This is a genomic window from Ensifer sp. 38_S197 (assembly GCF_056924495.1).
Genome location: NZ_JBXOVZ010000003.1, coordinates 128,446 through 148,071 on the forward strand (window position 1 = coordinate 128,446; position 19,626 = coordinate 148,071).

Here is a 19,626-nt window from a genome sequence, read left to right on the forward strand (position 1 = left end):
CTTGTCCCGCGAGCGCTATGCACATAGCCCGTGAAACACTCCTGGTGCCAAAGTCTGTGACCAAGAAACAAGACGCACTCACCGATGCCGATTACGAGGCGCTTGCCAACTTGCGCTACATCCTGCGCCGCTTTACGGAATTTTCGACGTCGGCAGCGCAGCACGAGGGGCTGCCAAGTCAGCAGCATCAAGCGCTGCTAGCCATCAAAGGCCATCGCGGCGAAACCCTCATGACGGTCGGGGACTTGTCCGAGCGCCTCGTCGTTGCGCGGCACACCGCTTCCGAACTTGTCGAGCGGCTCGTGGGGGGAGGCTATGTTACGCGCGAGCCCGATTCGCACGACAAGCGACGTCAAACGCTCGCGCTTACTGGCAAGGCGGAAGACGTCCTTACGCGATTGAGCGCCATTCATCTGACCGAGATCCGTGAAATGGCTCCGCGCTTGATAGAGTTACTTGGCGATCTCCAGACAAAGGGCCCTTCTTCGGAGCCTTGACCACTCAGGCGCCTGCGGCCTGCTCATCCCAACCTACGTGCTAAGTTGAACCGTTTCCCCAAAGGAGCCGCTCCGCTTTATTTATATCGTATTACGATATATATTACACCGAGCGGGATCGACGTTGTGCCTTTCCAGTCGGTTGTTTTCCGCCAAATGAGGAGCAGTTCAGTATGTTCTCGAATAAAGACACGTCACCACGGAAACGCGACCCTGGCTCCGTTTCCGTATCATCGCGATACATTCCCTTCGACTTCTGTTCGCCGACGGCAAAAATGGATCTGCTTCGTGCGCAACTTGCCGCACGTGGTCATGCGACTGGCGGCATGAGCTTGAGACTGCTCATCCTGGAGTGGAGATACGACCTTTTTGTTCTCTCGTTCCACCTCGGCAATTGGATGACGGAGGTCGATCGACGCTTTAGCCGGTTGCGTAATTGACGTGCCAGGCTGGGCGTGGCTCGTGTGCCGGGAGCAGGTCGACATAAACACGTCACCATTGCGATCTTCGAACAGACACTGACTGGCCGAAAAGACCGCCGTCCCATCGATTCCCTTGACGCCGAGCTTGGACAAGGCGTCGCTGTCGGCTGCCTTTTTTGACCATCAGCGAGGGGATGGCCCAGATGGTCTTCGGTCCGCCTCAGTCGCCCGATGGCGTTGCGCAACATTTGCGACGGTGTTCTTGCTGATTCCTAGATCACGCGCCCAAGCGCCTTGGCGCTCCGGCTCTCACGAGCCCGATCGCCGGGTGACAGGCACTGCCGACGGTTTCGCGCTGCTCAGCGATAGATATCGAGCGTCCGGTTCCGGTGGCTCGGGTGGGTGCTGTAGACGAAGATGCGGTTAAGGTCGCGGTCGGTCAAAAGGCGCAGGAAGCGTGGTTCGATGAGGTTGGTCGCAAGCACGCGAGTCAGCAGGCAGCCGACCATCTGGATGTGCGCGCTCGGGATGTCGAGATAGAAGGTAGCTGTCTGCGTTTAACCGTGTTGATCGCGCCCCGTGATCTCGAGGGCTGTTGGCACGGCTGAGGCCCTCACAGCAAGAAGGCGTTTTCTCGCCCGCGAGGCTTCACAGCCTCGGTTCGCAACTCTTGACCTATATTCGTTCAACCGGACTCTCGAAGCCGATTACCGAACTTGGCCTTATTGACTTGAACTGACTTTACACACGCGCGACGGCCCGTTGAGCTTGTAGTTAATTTGCAGAATTTGGCCGACATGTCGTTCCTCCCCTATTCTCTCACGGCCACAAGCGACCCTCCACGCGTCCCTTGTTGCGCCCCTTCAAGATACCACCTCAAGCGGCATAGAGGCGAGGGTATATCGCGTTCCGCTCCCGCATCTTCTATCGCGCCCCAAGGGCCGCTTCGGGTCATGGCTCCTCCTTCAAATTCTCCAACGGAGAGGCAGAGAGGGTCGAGTGCGGACATGGACCGACCCGTTGCAACGTCCGCCGTTGGCGCAAGGCGCGAGTTCTGGCAAGTGAGCCGAACTTCAGCTTCCCATCCTGCCGCGCCGGATTGAGAACCGGAAATATCGACCATAGCCGACCTTCTGTGGATTTTCATCGGCCGCTTAAAGCGGCCGTACATCTTAGAGTTCTCCGCCCGGTTATTGAGGCCCTTATGCATCGGTGTTCGACACCTGGCATGATGTCGCGTCTTGCCGCGCCGTACGAGCGCAGCTTGTCGGTGATGATGCGCTTTGGCGTGCACCCTTGCTTCTTCAGCAGCCTTATCAGCAATCGCCTGGCAGCCTTGGTATCGCGTCGGGTCTGGACGATCTCATCGAGAACGTAGCCGTCCTGATCGACGGCACGCCACGGCCAGTGCTTTCGGCCGTCGATGGAAATCACCACTTCGTCCAGGTGCCAGATGTCTTTTGGCGAGGGTTTCCTGCGGCGCAGTTGCTTTGCGTAGGCCGGGCCGAACTTGCGGCCCCATCGCCGGATCGTTTCATAGGACACAGCGACCCCACGCTCCAACAGCATCTCCTCAACCAATCGCAGGCTGATGTCGTTTTGCATTTAACCGCAAGACTCCGACGACAATAATTTCAATAAGATAGCCTGGCACTTAATTTGAGACTTGGCAGTTAATTTGAGATTAGCCCTTTGATTTTAGCACGTAATGTGAGATTCAACCGCCGACGAAATAGACGGTGTTTCTGCATGAACGATCCATTGCCCGACGAGATTGACGAAGCGCTTTGGGATGAGGCGTGTCGACGAGCCGAGGCGATCCGAGGATTTCTGATGCGTCGATCTGGCAAGGTAGCGGCCGGGGATATGGCGCTGCTGGCTGCCGAACTCGAAGTCAGTCGGGCAACCGCATTCCGTCTTATCAAGCTATTTCGAAATGGGGGAACGGTAATCTCGCTGGTGGAGCGTAAACCCGGCCGGCCAGACGGCAGCAGAGTGCTCGACGACAAGCGAGAAGAAATCATTCGCACCACTATCAACCGGTATTACCTGAATAAGAACCGGCCCAGCGTTTCTCAACTGGTTCGGGACGTACAAACGGGCTGCGTCTCGGCCGGGCTCAAGCCGCCGCATCGGCGGACGATTGAAACTCGTCTCGAAGACATCGACCTGCAGAAGCGCGCCAAACGACGGGGCGAAACCGAAGTCGTGAAGCGAACGACTGCTGTTCCAGGAATGCTCGCTGCCTCGCGTCCACTCCAGATCGTCCAAGTCGATCACACCAAAGCAGATATCTTTGTCGTCGACGAGGAAACGCGTCTGCCAATCGGGAGGCCTTGGCTGACTCTTGCGATGGACGTTTGCAGCCGGATGGTGACCGGGTTTTACCTCGCAATGGAAGCCCCTTCCCGGCTCTCGACCAGCTTATGCTTGCTACACTCCGTCTTTGACAAGTCCCCTTGGTTGCGGGAGCGCGAGATCATCGAACCGTGGCCCGTCGCCGGACTGCCAGAGACATTGCATGTCGATAACGGCAGCGACTTCAGGAGTCGTGCCTTCAAGAGGGGGTGTGAGGATGCCGGCATCGCGATCGACTGGCGACCGCCGGGTGAACCGCGCTTCGGCGGCCATATCGAACGGTTGATCGGCACCCAGATGGGAAAACTCTACTTGCTGCCGGGCACGACTTTCAGCAATCCGCAGGAGCTTGGCGAATACGACTCGAAGCGGCATTCAGCTTTGACTTTGCGGGAACTTGAGCGATACATCGCCCTCGACATTGTCGGCACCTACCATCAGTCGATCCACAGGAGTCTAGGCCGCCCGCCAATCGCAGTCTGGCGCGAGCACGAAGGTGAAATACCACTCCGATTGCCGCAGGACCGCATGCGTTTTTGGCTGACATTTCTGCCCGAGCAGGAGCGCACGCTGCAGCCAACCGGGATCCATCTCTTTGGACTACGCTATTGGTCGGCAGCCCTAAGTGCTGACGTCGGGAGTACGGATCGCCGACTGCTCGTCAAATACGACCCAAGGGATATGTCTCGTATCTTCGTGCGGCGGCCTTCGGGCAACTTCGTGGAAGCTCGCTACGCCGATCTCACCTTGGCCTCGGTAACGCTGCACGAAGCATTGGCTGCAAGGCGTACGCTGCTGGCGAAAGGGCGACGAGAGATCAATACCCGCACCATCGTTAGTACAGCCATTGAACGGCGAAAACTGGTGGATGCGGCAGTGAAGGCGACAGCGTCCGCACGACGAGGCCGCCCTGCCAGCACAAAAACGAAGGTGGATGACAGCGGGTGGGGCTCGCTTCGGGGTATCGACTCCAGCAAACCTGTGGCTTTTGATGAGGACACGGAGTGAGCGGGAATGAACACAGGAACCTCCCACCTGACTGCAAACGCCGCGGCATTGCTCGGTGAAGCGGACAAGCAGCGCGTCCGCGCGATACGATCACGTCGCTGGCTCGTCTATCCGCGTGCCAAGCAGGTGCTCGATCGCCTCAACTTCTTGGTAGACCATCCACGCGGGACGCGAATGCCTTCCATCGCCATATACGGCGACAGCGGAATGGGCAAAACAATGATCATGAAGCGTTTCCGTGACCAGCATCCGCCAAGCTTCAATTCGCTCACCGGCAGGCTGAAGACGCCTGTTCTCGCGATGGAGATGACCAGTCGGCCCGGCGAAAGACGGTTCTATGCCGAACTTCTGACCCTCCTCGGCGCACCACAGCGGCCGCGCGCCGATATCGCACAGATGGAGCAAGCTGCGTTGCGCATCATGGAAGCGATCGGCGTGCAAGTCCTAGTGATCGACGAGGTGCACAACATCCTCGCTGGAACATATCGCGAGCAACGCATCGTGCTCAATACGCTGCGTTTTCTGAGCAACCGCCTTCAGATCTCGCTCGTTTGCTTCGGGGTCAATGACGCCCGTGAGGCCATTGGTGGCGATGTACAACTGGCGCGCCGCTTCGAACAGTTCACGCTGAGCCGCTGGGCTGCAAACGAGCAGTTCGAAATCTTGGTCGCCTTGATGCTGCGAAACACGCCATTGCGTTGCCCATCTGTGTTAACCGCAAAATCACTGCGACGGATACTGCAGATCACCGAGGGCATCACGGCCAACATCTTCCACATGATCAACTCCCTGGCTATCGAGGCAATCGAAAGCGGAAAAGAGCGCATTACCGATGAAGCCATTGAAAAGTGGGAACCGGAATTTGACGCCGAAGCAGCGTTCGCATGACGGGGATATACGCACGGCAATTGCCGGTAAGGTTTCCTCCCTGCACCGATGAACTTCTGTCGTCGTGGATCATTCGGCACGCCGCATTTTACGCCATCTCTCCCTTGGCCATGCTTCGGCATTGCCTTCCCGAGGTGCTGTCATTGCGCACCGCCGATTTACATCTCACCGAAGATCAGGTCGACCGCATAGCCTCTATGTTCTCGGTCGATCCGGCCACGGTCCGCCGCATGACTTTCACGAATGTTCCGCAATCGTCACGGCGGCTGATTGCCGGCGAGCCTCGGCAATCATGCAGCAGCTGCCTCCGAATTGTCGACGGGTCGCACATTATTCTTCGAAGCCAACTTCTCGGCTGGCGGATCACCTGCCCGCTTTGCGGAGGTCACCTTCAAACCAGTGGCGGGCGTGACCGCCCCTCTCCTTTCAGCGGCTACCACCATGCTGCGCTGATCGGAGAAGGGATGCTTAACGACGAGGCCGAGCATGGTATCCAAAACTGGTTATCGCCAAGTGAGATTGCCCGCCTCCTTCTCATGCGGCGCGTTCCAAAGTCGCTCCCCGATCGCTACGAACCGTCAAGCTACAGAGTGCTCGGCGTCATCATTCCTGATCTCGATGACGTCTTAAAGATGGAAACTGGGGAACTTCCGACCCCAGCAAGTCCGATTTTGCCGCTGCACTTGCGGCCAGCTCTTTTAGCGGGTGTGGCCATCGTCCAGCGAGCTGGGCCGGAGATGCTTTCCATGCTGCGTGGCCATATGATGGGTGAGAATAAAGCCCGCTTCGGCAGCGCTATAGAAGAGATTGTGGACTGCGGGCGCCAGTCGCGGAGGTCTTCGCAGTTGCACTTAATTTGAGATTCTCAGCCCACAGAATCTCAAATTAAATGCCAACCAAGAAAGAAACGGCCGCATTCTTACGTTCAAGTGCCAAACGACATCGTGATTGCCATGCAGGTCGATGTAATAGTCCGCCATTTGATAAATGGGCCCGAGCAGCGCGCCCATGCGCGCTGTCAAAGTGCCCCTGGGGTCGGTCTTCCAATAGACGCCGGAGGCCATGTTACGGCCGTCCTGCGGCGTAAAGTACACCCCCTGCTCGAACGCCGCGACGTTTGCGACAGGTATTGCAATGACCGATCCTTTCATCCTCGATGGATCGAGCGCCTGCATCAGGCGAATGATCGCGCCTGTCCCGGCGATCTCGTCTCCGTGCGTTGCGCCGGACAGCACCAGGACGGGACCGTCCTCGACACCATGGGCGACGATGCACGGAATGCTCAGTTCGGAGCCAGAGGCCGTTCGAATGGCCCCCAGCAACGTGCGGGAAATTTTGCCGGGCTCGGCGTGGATTTCCCCGATCTTCAGCGGTTTCATAGGCTCTCTCTTCTTCAGTTAGTGGCCGGAGCGAGAGCGTCCGCTGCCCTCACCTCGTTCTGCGCGGAACCAGGGTTCTGATCGTCCATCATGCACAACGCCACGATCCGCTGCTCGCTGAGCGCCGCGCCGCTGAGTTCGGCCGCCTTGCGGCCATGCCGCATGATGACGACACGATCACACAGATTGGCAAGGTCCGCGTACTCGGTGCTGAACATGACGATCGCCGCGCCAGCGTCGGCCGCTTCCTTGATCAGCCGAAAAATCGTTCGCCGCGACCCCACATCGACGCCGTGCGTCGGTTCATGCAGCAGCAGCACATCGGGCTTCATCTGAAACCACTTGGCCAGCAGCGCTTTCTGCTGGTTGCCGCCGCTGAGCGCGGAAAGCGGCAGTTCCGGATCCGACGGGCGAACCTCAAACCGTGCGAGAAGGTCTCGCACATGATTGCGCTCGGACTTCTCGCGCAACACCCCGTTCTGCACGAACCGATTGAGGATCGGCAGACTGACGTTTTCGCGAACCGAAGCGGCGGCGACACCCGAGGCGTTGCGACGGTCGGCGGGCAACAGGACCATGCCTGCGCTGATCGATTTGGCAGGCGAAAGCTCTCCTTGAGGGAAGACCTGACCGCGCACGGCAACGGAACCGGAGCTCGCCTTCCTTGCGCCATAGAGCAGATAGGGGATCTCCTCCTGCCCTGCGCCGATCAGTCCGGTGATGCCCACCACTTCGCCGCGGCGAGCGGTCAGGGACAGTTCCTGGACGCGCGCGCCTGAAAGCCCGGCAACGTCGAGGACGATCTCGCCGGCGTTCGTGTGCCTTTCCGGATAAAGGGCATCGAGTTCGAAGCCGAGAATGGCCGTGACCAGCTCCTGTTCCGTAGATGATCGCGTATCGGCTGCGTGCGCAATGATGCCGTCGCGAATGACCGACACCTGGTCGGTCACCGCAAAGACCTCATCGAGCCGGTGGGTCACCAACAGGACAGCATGACCCTGGCTCGCCACTTTCCGGATCGCGGCAAAGACCCGATCGACACCATCACGAGGAAGATGGGCAGTCGGCTCGTCGAGGATCAACACACCCGGCCGGTCCGAAGGCAGCCCCTGCAAACCTCGAAGGATGGCAAGCATGGCGCGATCGGCTTCCGGAAGCTCGGCTGCCGCCTGCTCCGGCGTTGCGTGAATACCGAACTCGTCCAGCGCCCGCGCCACGTCGTTACGAACGCGGCGCCAGTCGATGCGCCATCCGCGTCCGGTTTCGAAGCGTCCGATCATCAGGTTCTCGAGCACACTTGCCGAATTGATGATCGGAAGGTCTTGATGAACGGCCGCTATACCGGCCGTTGCCGCGAAGTTTGGATCGAGAGGCAGGTCGACCGGCTCGCCGCGCAGCAGCATCCGGCTCTGCTGGTCCGTGTCCGGCTGGTATACGCCGGACAGGATCTTGATGAGGGTGGATTTGCCCGAACCGTTCTGCCCGAGGAGCGCGTGGACCTCACCCCTCGACAGGGTCAGGCTTACGCCATCCAGCACTTTGCGTGGGCCAAATGATTTCGAGATGCTCCGTAGCGAAATCACCGTGCTCGCAAGTGCCATGTCCCGTGCCACGCTCATGACTTTACGCCCCAGAGCTTGCGATAATGGCTTTGGAAGTCGAAGCCGTACCAGGTGGCGGCCGGCTTGGTCAGATCCACCCCATCGATGTTTTCGGTGGTGAACAGCCGCTGCGGCTCGACGCCTTCGAGCGCTGGCTGCTCGGTCAGGAGCCGCGCGACCTGATCAACCGTCGCCCATCCCATCCGCTCGTTGGAGGCGCCGAGATTGGCAACTTCCTGGTCGGTTTTGAGAGCGATCGCCTGCATGTCCGGCAGGGACGCATTGGTCGATACGATCTTGATCCTGTCGCCCGCGCCGACCGCAAGGATTGCCGGCTTGATCGACGGCACCATGGAATCAACCGAAGGAACGACATAGCTGAGGTCAGGATTGACCATGATCAGGGTGCGCACGAGCGATGGCAGTGTCGTCTGCCACTGCGGTAGTGGCGAGTCCTTGTGCACGATCTGGCAACCGGGGCAAAGGCGGGCCAATTCCTTGGTGAATTCCTCGGCAAACACTTCGTCGGAGCGGAACGTGGAACAACTGATGAGCGCGACCTTGGCTTCCGGCTCCCCCTTTGCGGCGATATAGGCGGCGGTGATCTTGCCCGCATCCGTGACGGAAATGTTCACATTGGCGGATAATCCCGCGTCCGCCATGTCTTTCGGAAGCGGTCCAGCCGGAATGGCGGCAGTGCTGACAACGGGAATGCCGGCCTTCTTGGCGTCCGCGATCGAGGCCTGGACGGTGTAGGGATCGATGCCCTGCAGCACGATCGCGGACGCGTTCCGGCTGATGGCACGATCGATGGCTGCCGATGCCTGGGACGAATCCGGGCCGTCAGCCGTGACGACCTCCATTCCGAGTGCGCCCGACGCATCCTCCACACCCTTCAGAACCTCCTGGCTGAACTCAAAGCTCAGGCCCGCCGAGATGTAGAAGATCGACTTGCCGGACAACCTTTGCCCGACGTCGATGGACGTTGCCCCCGGGCCCTCCGACAGCGTCGCACTCGCCTTCTCGACGATCTGCTTTGCCTGTTCGCTTCCCGACATATCGTCAGCCATCGCCGGGACGGCCAAAGACAGCATTAGCAACGCGGACGATAGCGTGAAGAGCTCCTTCGCTTTCGAGCAAAGGCGCGTGTTCGCGGCTGCATGTTTCATGGTTTCCTCCTCCACTTGATGAATAGGCGTGATGCCGTCAGCTCTTCTTGAGACGATTGGCGGCCAGGCGCGACAAGGTGACGGCGACGACCAGGGCGCCTCCGTAAAAGACCTGTTCGATCCACCCGGAGAGCCCGAGGATCTGCAGGCCGACAATTCCGGTAATCAGGAAGTAGACGGCGATGAAGGCGCCCCAGGGATTGAACCGTCCGGGGGTAATCGCCGTCGCACCCAGGAACGCTGCAGCGAACGGCGGCAGCAGATACCCGTTGGCAGCATTGGGGTCGGCCGAGCCCAGGACGCCTGCAAGAATGATCGCAGCGACCGCCCCGATCAGGCTGGAGACGACGAGAGAGCCCGCGCGAAGGCGATCGACGGCGATGCCCGATAGACGCGCCACTTCGCGGTTGGCACCCGTGAACAGCATGTTTCGGCCAAGCGGCGTGAACCGCTGGATGTACCACCAGGCAATCGTCAGAAGCAGGCCGTAGTAGAAAGCCATCTGGATGCCAAAGACCTTGGTCCTGGCGAGATCGGTAAGCAGCGGAGAGATGCCGATGATGCTGAGCCCGCTGATGCCGTAGGAGACGCCCATTAGCAGCGTTCCCATGCCGAGCGTCACAACGAGCGAGTCGACGCCCACCCGCACGGCGATGAAGGCATTGATCAATCCGACGGCAAGCCCAAGCAAGATGATGACGGGTATGACCCAACCGATCGACCAGCCGAACTGAACGTTCAGCACCCCGATCAACATCAGGCAGCACGACATCAGCCCCGTCATGGAGAGGTCGAATTCGCCGACAATGAGCGGAACGATCATGCCCATCGTCATGACGACCAGGATGGCCTGCGATCCGAAAATATTGGCAAAATTCGCCTTGCTCAGAAAGATTTCCGGGCTCGCGACGGAAAACGCCAGAACCAGCAGAAGCCAGGCGATCAGGAGCCCGTAGCGGCTCGCGGCTTCACCGGCATCAAAGCGTGACGCAGGACCGTTGCCCGGCTTCTTGTTTTTCTCGCTTGTCAGGTTCAAGGCCACCTCACCCTGTATTGTCATGGAAATCTCCTCCCTTTCAGATGAAACCCGACTACTCCGCTGCCGATGCGAGCGCGCCGCCGGCAAGGTGCGGGGGACACACCGACCGATCGGCTTGAGCGTTTCGAAAGGTTTCTTGGACTCTTTGGCGCAGGTTCGCATCGGTCATGAAATCGATGGCCGTCATCGCGAGAGCCTTGGCGCCGTCAATTGCGGCTCGCATGCCGTCGTCGGAGGCTGACCAGACCGCGAAGTCGCGATGGTGGTGGGCCGTGCCTTTCGGGGCCATGGCAATCATCGGATGGATCGACGGCACGCGATGGCTGACGTTGCCCATGTCCGAGCTTGCAGCGCGTGTAATCGGTATATCCTCGAAGCGCTCGAAGGTCCGCCCGATACGCTCGGCATTGCGCTGGTAGACTTCGGCCAACGGCCAGTTGGTGCGCATGTCTGCGTAAGCGACATCGTTCCAGCAGATTTCCGGTTTGGTCCCGGTTGCCAAGGCTCCGGCCTCGAGGCACGCGTGGACCCTTGCCTGCAACGACAGCAAAGCCTCAAGCGTCGGGGCTCTGACCACGAACCGGCCTTCGGTGAGGTCGGGCACGACGTTGGTGGCCGCACCTCCGTTCGAGATAATGCCGTGAATGCGCTGCCCTGCCGGCAGATGCTGGCGCAAGGCGGCGATTGCCTGATAGGCGGAAACCAGTGCGTCCAGGGCGTTCAGGCCCGCCTCTGGCGACGACGCGGCATGCGCTGCCCGGCCGTGGTAGCGGACCGTAACGTCGTTGACAGCCAGCAACGGGTAGGCGGCGACATCTTCCGTCGAGGGGTGAACCATCATCGCGCAATCGATGCCGTCGAACGCGCCGCGGCGCGCCATGATCTCTTTTCCGCCGCCGTCTTCTTCGGCAGGTGTCCCGAGGTAACGAACGCGGCCCGGAAGGTCCTTCCCCAGGGAGCCAAGCGCCAGCGTCGCACCAAGCCCGGTGACTGCGATGATGTTGTGCCCGCACGCATGTCCCACCTCAGGGAGCGCATCGAATTCCGAGATCAGGCCGACAAAAGGACCTGTCGCGCCAAACTCGGCGGCAAAAGCGGTTTCGAGGCCAAAGGCCGATCTCTGTGGCGCGTAGCCGAACTCTTCGAGCACATCGCACAGGGCCGCCGATGCCTTGTACTCTTTGAAGGCGAGTTCCGGATCGGCATGGATACGCAGCGACAACGCCACCAAGGTTGGCGCCAGCGTGTCGATCGCCTCAAGCGCTCGATCTTTCAAAGCCTCAATCGCCGTCTTGTCAGCAGCCGTCATGTTGTCGTATCCCAGTATGCAATATGTGAGTTTTGTAATTATGTTATTTTGTCACATATTGCGAAATACAACATGTTTGCGAGGTTGGCAATGGTGCAGTTGAAGCGCTCGTTTCGGAGTTACATGAACATTCGTCTGGAAAAAGTGGCCCGCACCGCCAAGGAGGCAGCCGACAGGGTCTATCGTCGTGACCTGAACATTGACATCCAGCACCTGCGCATCCTGACCATCGTCGTCGAGACGCCCGGCCAGGCGGTCAATTGGGTCGTTCAGGAATCCAATCTCGATAGGACCCTGGTCTCGCGCATCATCACCGCCCTTGCGAAGCGCGGACTGATCGAGCGCGTTCTATCCAAGGAAGATGCCCGGCAATTCCTTCTCCAGCCCACGCCGGCCGGGGAAAAACTCGCCGAGCAAGCCGATGTCATCGGGGACGAAATGAACGAAGACATGCTGAAGGTCCTAACGGAACAAGAGCTGGAAGTGCTCGACAGATGCCTGACGAAGCTGACCCAGTGGAAGCCAGCGGTTAAGGCATAGACCTCGCGAGAAACCACAGGCCGGTTCTTTCGGACTGGCTGAATGTTAGATTCGGACGCCTTGAAGGGAATCGAACCGGGCAAACAGTTGAGCTTCGGAAAAAAGATTGCCAGAGTGAGAAGCCTTAACGTGTAGCTAGTGCTCGTCCATAAACGTTAAACTGCTGAAATTATTGTATTAATCGCGATATCTCCGCGGGCAAAGCCCGGCGGCTTCAGGTATACTTTAGATCAAGCTACTGATTCTAAAGATAAACCCGTAACCGCCGGAGCCGACAATGCGCCAAGAACGCACCGTCCAGGCGAGCATATTCGATCTTTTCGCCGAACACGAGATCGGTTGTGAACTGAAGGTGATGTCGCAATGGCTGGATGAGCATCGCGATCTGCTCGGGCTGGTGACGCGGGACCTGCGCCGGCATGGCCTCAAGGAGACCGGCCGCGAGGGGCTGCCGGCCGAGGCTGTGCTGCGCTGCGCGCTGCTCAAGCAGCATCGCCAGTTGAGTTATCAGGAATTGGCCTTCCATCTCGAAGACTCCGCCTCGTTTCGGGCCTTTGCCCGGTTGCCGTGGGGGTGGAACCCGAAGAAGTCGGTCTTGCACAAGACAATCAGCGCGATCCGGGCGCAAACCTTTGAAGAGATCAACCGGGTGCTGCTGGCGAGCGCTCGGCAGGAGAAACTGGAAAGCGGCAAGGTCGTGCGTGTGGACAGCACCGTCACCGCCGCACCGATCCATGAGCCGAGCGACAGCAGCCTGTTATGGGACGCTGTCCGGGTGATGGTGCGACTGTTGCAGCAGGCTGATGCACTGGGTCGCGCCATCCCATGGCACGACCATCGTCGCGCGGCGAAGAAGCGGGCTCGAGCGATCGAATATACCCGCGGTCGCCCGAAACGGGTGAAGCACTACCGCGAACTGCTCAAGATCACGCGCACCACCTTGAGCTATCTGCAGCAGGCGAGTGGACAGTTGCTCCTCACGGCGGGCCCGGCGGTCGAACTCTGGCAGGCGCAAGTCTGCCGCTACAAGCCGCTGGTCGAGCGGATCATTGCCCAGACCGAGCGGCGGGTCCTGGCCGGCGAGGCGGTGCCGGCTGGCGAGAAGCTGGCGAGCCTGTTCGAGCCGCATGTCGACATCATCGTCAAGGGCAGCCGCGACGTCGACTACGGCCACAAACTCAATCTGACCACCGGCACAAGCGGACTGATCCTCGACCTTGTCATCGAAGCGGGCAACCCGGCCGACAGCGAGCGCTTGCTGCCGATGCTGGAACGCCACATCGCTTTTTACGGCGAGCCGCCGCGTCAGGCGGCGGCCGACGGCGGCTATGCCAGCCGCGAAAATCTCAGGCAGGCCAAAGCCTGCGGCATACGCGACATGGCCTTCCACAAGAAGCGCGGTCTCAAGATCGAAGACATGGTCAGGAGTCGCTGGGTCTATCGCAAGCTCAGAAACTTCCGCGCCGGCATCGAGGCCGGCATCTCTTGCCTGAAACGCGCTTATGGCTTGGGACGCTGCACCTGGCGCGGCCTCGACCACTTTAAGGCTTATGTCTGGTCCTCGGTGGTCGCTTACAATCTCTCCCTCTTCGCTCGCCTCCGGCCCACCTGACTCCCCTTATCTGGCAGTGTTCAGAGCAACCCCGGCGAGCGTCGGCCGATACCCCATGACCCATTGCCGCCAGATCGCTCTTCGGGTGATAAACCGGCATGGCATTGTGCCGTCACGCGTCCAAGAAACACGCGTCAGCCGGCAACAAACCTTTGAAAATCCCACAAAAACAGGCGTTTATGGACGGGCACTAGCTAGGTATCGGTGCTGCATGGCCGGAGCTGTTCCATGAGAGCTTTTCGGTAGATCTAAACAAAGAAGGCCTCACGAACCATCATGGTTGGCTTACAAAACACGCTGCCCTGATCAACCGCTCGAAGGAAGAATTCATAGCTCATAACAAGAGAAAATATGGGCTCCCGCTTCCGATCTGGGTTGCGTGCGAAGTATGGGATTTCGGCACAATGTCGACGTTATTCGCTGGCATGAAGGAAGAAGATCAGGACGCGATTATCAAGCGTCATCGTGAACTGGTCCTTAGGCGACACGCAAATCTGGTCCGCCAAGGGTGTTTAGTTACTCTCCATACCGGCTGCCGTCGTGGACTTTTGTAGAAGCCCGCTACGGCGCTTTTCTCGTAGCCTGTAGCTGTCGCCACGGATTGTGATGACGTGGCTGTGATGCAGCAACCGATCAAGGATAGCAGTTGCCACGACGGGGTCGCCGAACACTGTTCCCCATTCTCCGACACTGCGGTTGGAGGTGACGAGCATTGCACCGCGCTCGTAGCGCCTCGATACGAGCTGGAAAAATAAGTGGGCTGCATTGGGCTCGAGTGGAAGATAGCCAAGCTCGTCGATGATGAGCAGCTTGGGCTTGGCGAGAAACCCAAGTCGTTCTTCCAGGCGTCCTTCGCCATGTGCTCTCACGAGCGTTGCGACCAATGCCTGCGCCGTTGTGAACAACACCGTGTAGTTTTGACGGATGACCTCTCTTCCAAGCGCAATCGCGGGCGACCATGCCGCTCGTCTTTCACAAAAAAGTAGAACTTAAACGAGTTTCTTACCGAACCCAAAAAGTGGGAGACATACGAGCACCGACGTAACCGATGCCCCGAAGACCAGCAGCACGAGAGGTCCAATCGGGATCATCCAAAAGCTGCTGCCACGAACGCATTCTAACGGTTAACTGCCAAACAACACCACCGGCCAAAGGTGCCGGGCGAAGCTACGCACCTGCTCAACGACATCGCCGGCCGCGCGGTTGGTTTTCCCGCTCGCATCTCCTCGGGCGGCTTGAACCTCGGTAATGGCCTTGGCCAGGTCTTCGAAGAGTGCCGTCAACAGTTGATCACGATCACCGATCAACCACGGCCTGAACTCGACAGCTGCGACTTTGGCCCGGTCCATCTCGCGTAACCTCGCCAATGTCAGCGCGAGCAAGCTCGACTGCCCGGACCCCCATTTTCCTTCAAGGCCGAATACGAAGCCTTGGTTGCGGCTTGCGAGGTCAGGGATGCGGCGATGCGGTCGGCGAGCGCCGCAAATCCGAACAGGTCTTCATTTGTGAGATTGAATCGGCAGATCGCCGTTAGAAGTTTGTTCGCTCATGACGCCACAATGGACGGTTGATCGAACAAAGGCGAGGTAGTCCACCGGAGAGCAGCTCGATTTCCGCCCCTCATCAACACACACCTTCGATCATGAGCGCCCTGGCATGCTCCAAAACCGTGAGAGCCGGATTCGAGCCGGAATGTTTGGTTAGGCTCAACCGATCGAGGGGCAGCTTGCGCAAGCGGAAGTCCCCAACCGCTCCAGACAATCGCTGGCAAGCGGAAATTGGCTATCAGCGCATTCATTCGCAGTCGCCCGACCGGCCCTTCTCCGCATAGGGCGGTCGACTGCGGGTGACGGACATTCATCCCTATCCGAGCTAACTGTTCATTCTTGCGAAAGTTGCCGTATATCCACAGCGTATAGGCGAGAAGATCAAATAGCGCTCTGGACAAAGGGGGAACGTTTGCTAGCGTCTAACGGTGAACACGCGCGCACTGGTCGGCGATTCTTCTGCCAGCGGAGATCTCCACGAACAACAGAGCCGGCCCCTCATCAAGCCATTCACTTACGGTGGAGGGCTTGGCCTGAATCTCGCGCCAATCGGCTTTTCCGCAAAACGCTTCGAGGCTGGACGAACGCCCTATCGGGATGAGGACCAATACCTACAGATGCGTGAGGCCCATCAGGCCACGCACGCTCTACGGTTCGATCGGCGTGACGAGGCGATCTACGATATTCCAATGACGAGTGACGCCACCTTCATCGGCGAACGCGCCGTCCTCGACACAGACGAGCACCTCGGCTTGCTTGGCAAGGCCGTCAGTCACGCGCTCTTTACATGGTTGGCTCCTCGAAGAACGATATTGCGCCGCAGCCGGCCACTGCAATGCTGGGGAAACCGCAAGGCAGCGCTTCTTTCTGCAGCTATTCTCGACAACCAGATGGAGCCGACCCCGGGGCTCGACGTCCTTGTTCGCAACAGCTTTGATGTGCGCACGCTCGATGCTCCCGGCCATTTGAACATGTCGTTTCTGGCGCTGGTTCTCGATGTTAGCACGTCAAACGAAATGAACATCTCGGTGAAGGACTTGTTGTCGGGCGGTTTCGACCCCATCGGCTTTTACGTATGCCATCGGGACGAGCCAGCGGACGACAATGTTTTGTCCCGCCTGGAAACACTGGGGCGGGTCGTAGGTATCGACGGCTTCAAGCTTCAACTGGCGGATTTTTCCGGCGATGAATTCGTTGAAGCGCATGACGTAACCCTCGAACCACGCCAGGAAAACATCGAGGCGCTTGTCCGTCACTATTATCGCAACGGGGCCGACCGCATTCTTTCCGGGCTCCGGAAACGGAGGCTTCCCTATGGAAGCGCCAACGGGAAACTTGCCGAGATTCGCAAGGTTTTAGGCGGCGTCGCGGGCCGACTGGAAGCGGTCGAGATCGCCGGAATGAAACTGACAGTCGACCGATTGTTGGAGCAGGGCGACAAGCTCTTTCCGCAGAGTGTCGAAACTCAGCGGCCTGGCTTTTTGTTCGGCGCGCAAGGCCGGGACTCCGGGGCTTATCCCGATCCAGGGATCAAGCGGCATGGTCCGTACAAGTATATGCAGCACGAGCGCAACGAGCCCCTAATCGCGATCATCTGCGAGTCCCGATACCGCGGACGCATCGATCAGCTGGCGCAGGCTCTACGCGACGGCATAGGTGAAGATGCATGGCGTGACGCAATGCGTCGCCGCAACAAACCAGTCGACAACCCTTTCCAGGGCGGGCTTATCGGAAAGCTTCGCCTGTCTCGGGTCCAGTTCGAATTCGAAGAAGTCACCGACGACACCCCGGAAGCGTATCGTAATGCAATCGACCGGCTTCTGTCGCGCCTTCCCGAAACACCTGATCTTGCGCTGGTCCAGGTGCGGGCAAATTTCAGGACGCTCCGGAACGACCGAAATCCATACTTCGCCGCTAAGGCGGCATTCATGACGGTCGGCGTTCCCGTGCAGAGCATCCAGGCCGAAACCGCCGATATGCAGGTCTCCAATCTCGCCTACATGGCAAACAATCTGGCACTTGCATCCTATGCGAAGCTGGGGGGAACCCCCTTTGTCATTTCGACAAGGATGCCGGCCACCCACGAGCTCGTTGTCGGCCTGGGATACACCGAAATCAGCGAGGGCCGTTTTGGTCCAAAATCCCGCTTCGTCGGTATAACCACGGTTTTCCAAGGCGATGGACGCTATTTGGTATGGGGACAGACGCGCGAAGTCGAGTTCGAGAACTACGCGACTGCTCTCCTTGCCAGCCTGAAGACGACGATCGATGCGGTTCGCAAGGAGAACAACTGGCAGCCGAGAGACAGGGTGAGGCTCGTCTTCCACGTCTACAAGCCGCTCAAACATGTAGAGATGGATGCGATCCGCACCCTCGTACAGGATCTGCTTAAAGGCGACCATGAAGTCGAGTTCGCATTCCTCGATGTTTCGCGGTATCACGAGTTCGCCGTATTCGACCCAGCGCAACAGGGAACGACGTATTATTCAGATGGCAAACAGCTTCTGAAGGGCATCGGAGTTCCGCCTCGCGGGCTCTGCCTGCAGCTCGACGATCGCAATGTACTCCTTCAGATGATCGGCACGAAAGAGGTCAAGACCGATGAGCAGGGCTTGCCGCGTCCGCTGAAACTCACGCTCCATCACGAGTCCGATTTCCGCGACATGACCTATCTCGCAAGGCAAGTTTACAGCTTCTCCTATATGTCCTGGCGAAGCTATTTCCCAGCGATCGAGCCTGTGTCGATAAGCTATTCTCGGCTCATCGCCGGCGCACTAGGCAATCTTCGGTCACTGCCAAGCTGGAACAGCAGCGTTCTGACCGCAGGGTCTTTGAGGAATAGGATGTGGTTCCTGTAACGGCGGCGACGATTCTCGAGGATAGACTATCCGCGCTGACCGCGGCGGTGGCGGATTCGTGGGGCCTCGCCTCCGATACATCGATCGGTTTTGCTCTTGCCGTCCTTGCCGGTTTTGCAGGACTCATTCCGGTTCCCGAAATGCTCCGTGGCGACCTCGCCTACGGTGGAATCCCGGCCGTCGCGCGGACAGGCTTTCAAGCGTCGAGTCCGGGAAGTTTTGATCCGCTCCTTTTTCTACAGGCCGTCGACCGCATCCGAGGTCGCCCGAAAAATGGGCGCGATCAGCTGGGCGATGATGACATAGCGCTTCTGGGCATCGCCAACGGCCTGTCGAAGTGCGAGGGCGTCAATGGCGCCCTTGACGAGCGGAAGCGTTGGTTGCTCGCTATCATCGCCGAGGCCGGCCATGCTCCTACTTGGACACAGCGAGCTCGCCAGCTCGCAGGCGACCTTCTGGACGGTGCCGGGCGACTTCGGGCCGATCCAGCAACGGACGCCAACGCGCGCGCACTAGACCTGGCATTGCGAAACTCCTGGCCGCAAGCTTACAGCCGGACCTCTCTCATTGGCCCGAACGAAAGGCGGGAAATTTTAGCCGCCCTGCTTTCGTCGGAACTGCCGCCTGATGGAGAACTTGAAAGAAGTGCTGTCTGGCTTGTCGCTTTCCGTCTCCTTGTACAGAAGATGGCGACAGACCTTGTTCCGGATTACAACACGCTCGTAGAGGCCCTCAAAGCTACACAATCGGCGCTCCGCCGATGGGTGTGGGATGAGAAACCCAACCGCCAGGACATCGGTCCGGCTCGATGGCTGATTGACGACGAGTCCCATGTGCAGTCATTCCTGTGGGCAATCCTTGAGCCGCGGTTTGGCGATCAATTATACGACGAACAGTATCTTCCAGGTTTTGGGCAGAAGCAGCCAAGGTTTGATTTTGGCCTCGCAAACCTCAAGACAATCGTCGAGGTGAAAATCGCGCGGACGCACAGAGACTTTCCCAAGATCGAGGAGGAAGTTGCCGGCGATCTCGGACTGTATTTTTCCGAACCCGAGCGCTACGACCGCATGGTCGTATACGTCTACGACGACAGCGATCGCCCGCATCCAGAGCAATATGACACGTTGCGATCTGCGCTTACGAAGCGCGATCGGCGCATCGTCAATGTCATTATTGTCCAGCGACCTGGAAAAATACCGAGCCGTAATGCGCGGCAGCCATGGATCAAATCCGTGACAGCCAAAGGCAAGGGGAAGCCGAGACCGTAGGCACGCAATTTCTCCACTCGGTAGCTGTATGCTTGCCGCCATTCGCCTTTATCCGCCGCTGGCGAATCTTTGCCCGGGCGTTTCGACAGTCCATGCAAGACCGCGAAGCATTGAAGCGCATTCCACCGCAC

15 protein-coding genes and 3 pseudogenes are annotated in these 19,626 nt (G+C 59.0%); 9 read left to right on the forward strand and 9 right to left on the reverse strand.

Annotation, left to right across the window (positions count from 1 at the left end; translation table 11 throughout):
* Nucleotides 1-56 precede the first annotated feature (56 nt).
* Nucleotides 57-497 (forward strand): MarR family winged helix-turn-helix transcriptional regulator, encoded by a 441-nt coding sequence (locus AC1Z3V_RS33050; RefSeq protein ID WP_334197023.1) that lies wholly within the window; start codon nt 57-59, stop codon nt 495-497.
* Between the two features lie 781 nt (nt 498-1,278).
* Here AC1Z3V_RS33050 and AC1Z3V_RS33055 read toward each other — a convergent pair.
* Together AC1Z3V_RS33055 and AC1Z3V_RS33060 are read right to left on the reverse strand one after the other, a co-directional pair.
* Nucleotides 1,279-1,461 (reverse strand): annotated as a pseudogene (locus AC1Z3V_RS33055) (hypothetical protein); the annotation flags it as partial.
* Nucleotides 1,462-2,045: 584 nt separating this feature from the next.
* Nucleotides 2,046-2,512 (reverse strand): annotated as a pseudogene (locus AC1Z3V_RS33060) (IS6 family transposase); the annotation flags it as partial.
* Nucleotides 2,513-2,668: 156 nt separating this feature from the next.
* Here AC1Z3V_RS33060 and AC1Z3V_RS33065 point away from each other — a divergent pair.
* The 3 genes from AC1Z3V_RS33065 to AC1Z3V_RS33075 are packed head-to-tail and all read left to right on the forward strand — an operon-like array spanning nt 2,669 to nt 6,033.
* Nucleotides 2,669-4,285, forward strand: a complete 1,617-nt coding sequence (locus tag AC1Z3V_RS33065; RefSeq protein ID WP_483504299.1) for a transposase — start codon at nt 2,669-2,671, stop codon at nt 4,283-4,285.
* A gap of 6 nt (nt 4,286-4,291) precedes the next feature.
* On the forward strand, nt 4,292-5,173 hold the full coding sequence (locus AC1Z3V_RS33070; protein WP_483504300.1) for a TniB family NTP-binding protein: 882 nt from the start codon (nt 4,292-4,294) through the stop codon (nt 5,171-5,173).
* On the forward strand, nt 5,170-6,033 hold the full coding sequence (locus AC1Z3V_RS33075) for a TniQ family protein (protein ID WP_483504301.1): 864 nt from the start codon (nt 5,170-5,172) through the stop codon (nt 6,031-6,033). Before AC1Z3V_RS33070 ends, AC1Z3V_RS33075 begins: the two co-directional genes overlap by 4 nt.
* Here the strand turns inward: AC1Z3V_RS33075 and AC1Z3V_RS33080 are convergent.
* The 5 genes from AC1Z3V_RS33080 to AC1Z3V_RS33100 are packed head-to-tail and all read right to left on the reverse strand — an operon-like array spanning nt 6,025 to nt 11,670.
* Nucleotides 6,025-6,552, reverse strand: a complete 528-nt coding sequence (locus AC1Z3V_RS33080; protein ID WP_483504302.1) for a succinylglutamate desuccinylase/aspartoacylase family protein — start codon at nt 6,550-6,552, stop codon at nt 6,025-6,027. The two genes, AC1Z3V_RS33075 and AC1Z3V_RS33080, sit on opposite strands and share 9 nt — an antisense overlap.
* Before the next feature lie 14 nt (nt 6,553-6,566).
* On the reverse strand, nt 6,567-8,171 hold the full coding sequence (locus AC1Z3V_RS33085; RefSeq protein ID WP_483504303.1) for a sugar ABC transporter ATP-binding protein: 1,605 nt from the start codon (nt 8,169-8,171) through the stop codon (nt 6,567-6,569).
* Nucleotides 8,168-9,322, reverse strand: coding sequence for a sugar ABC transporter substrate-binding protein (locus AC1Z3V_RS33090; RefSeq protein WP_483504304.1), 1,155 nt, complete (start codon nt 9,320-9,322; stop codon nt 8,168-8,170). Before AC1Z3V_RS33090 ends, AC1Z3V_RS33085 begins: the two co-directional genes overlap by 4 nt.
* 37 nt (nt 9,323-9,359) lie before the next feature.
* Nucleotides 9,360-10,382 (reverse strand): ABC transporter permease, encoded by a 1,023-nt coding sequence (locus AC1Z3V_RS33095; protein ID WP_483504305.1) that lies wholly within the window; start codon nt 10,380-10,382, stop codon nt 9,360-9,362.
* A gap of 31 nt (nt 10,383-10,413) precedes the next feature.
* Nucleotides 10,414-11,670, reverse strand: coding sequence for a M20 family metallopeptidase (locus AC1Z3V_RS33100; RefSeq protein WP_483504306.1), 1,257 nt, complete (start codon nt 11,668-11,670; stop codon nt 10,414-10,416).
* A 123-nt stretch (nt 11,671-11,793) separates the two neighbouring features.
* Between AC1Z3V_RS33100 and AC1Z3V_RS33105 the strand changes: the two genes are divergently transcribed.
* The 3 genes from AC1Z3V_RS33105 to AC1Z3V_RS33115 all read left to right on the forward strand — a co-directional run bounded on the left by AC1Z3V_RS33105 (nt 11,794) and on the right by AC1Z3V_RS33115 (nt 14,376).
* Nucleotides 11,794-12,210, forward strand: a complete 417-nt coding sequence (locus AC1Z3V_RS33105; RefSeq protein WP_483504307.1) for a MarR family winged helix-turn-helix transcriptional regulator — start codon at nt 11,794-11,796, stop codon at nt 12,208-12,210.
* Between the two features lie 277 nt (nt 12,211-12,487).
* Nucleotides 12,488-13,822 (forward strand): ISNCY family transposase, encoded by a 1,335-nt coding sequence (locus AC1Z3V_RS33110; protein WP_483504308.1) that lies wholly within the window; start codon nt 12,488-12,490, stop codon nt 13,820-13,822.
* A 221-nt stretch (nt 13,823-14,043) separates the two neighbouring features.
* The gene (locus AC1Z3V_RS33115) at nt 14,044-14,376 is read left to right on the forward strand and encodes an Abi family protein (protein WP_483504382.1); all 333 of its coding nucleotides are present in this window, start codon (nt 14,044-14,046) and stop codon (nt 14,374-14,376) included.
* Here the strand turns inward: AC1Z3V_RS33115 and AC1Z3V_RS33120 are convergent.
* Nucleotides 14,335-14,772: pseudogene (locus tag AC1Z3V_RS33120) on the reverse strand (ATP-binding protein); the annotation flags it as partial. The gene AC1Z3V_RS33115 and the pseudogene AC1Z3V_RS33120 overlap by 42 nt on opposite strands.
* Before the next feature lie 174 nt (nt 14,773-14,946).
* Complete coding sequence (locus AC1Z3V_RS33125) at nt 14,947-15,309, reverse strand: P-loop NTPase fold protein (RefSeq protein WP_483504383.1); 363 nt, start codon at nt 15,307-15,309, stop codon at nt 14,947-14,949.
* Between the two features lie 488 nt (nt 15,310-15,797).
* On the opposite strand from AC1Z3V_RS33125, the gene AC1Z3V_RS33130 reads away from it, so the two are divergent.
* Complete coding sequence (locus AC1Z3V_RS33130; RefSeq protein ID WP_483504309.1) at nt 15,798-18,227, forward strand: argonaute/piwi family protein; 2,430 nt, start codon at nt 15,798-15,800, stop codon at nt 18,225-18,227.
* Nucleotides 18,215-19,495 (forward strand): PD-(D/E)XK nuclease domain-containing protein, encoded by a 1,281-nt coding sequence (locus AC1Z3V_RS33135; protein ID WP_483504310.1) that lies wholly within the window; start codon nt 18,215-18,217, stop codon nt 19,493-19,495. The genes AC1Z3V_RS33130 and AC1Z3V_RS33135 overlap by 13 nt, the downstream gene beginning before the upstream one ends.
* The last annotated feature ends 131 nt before the right edge of the window (nt 19,496-19,626 follow it).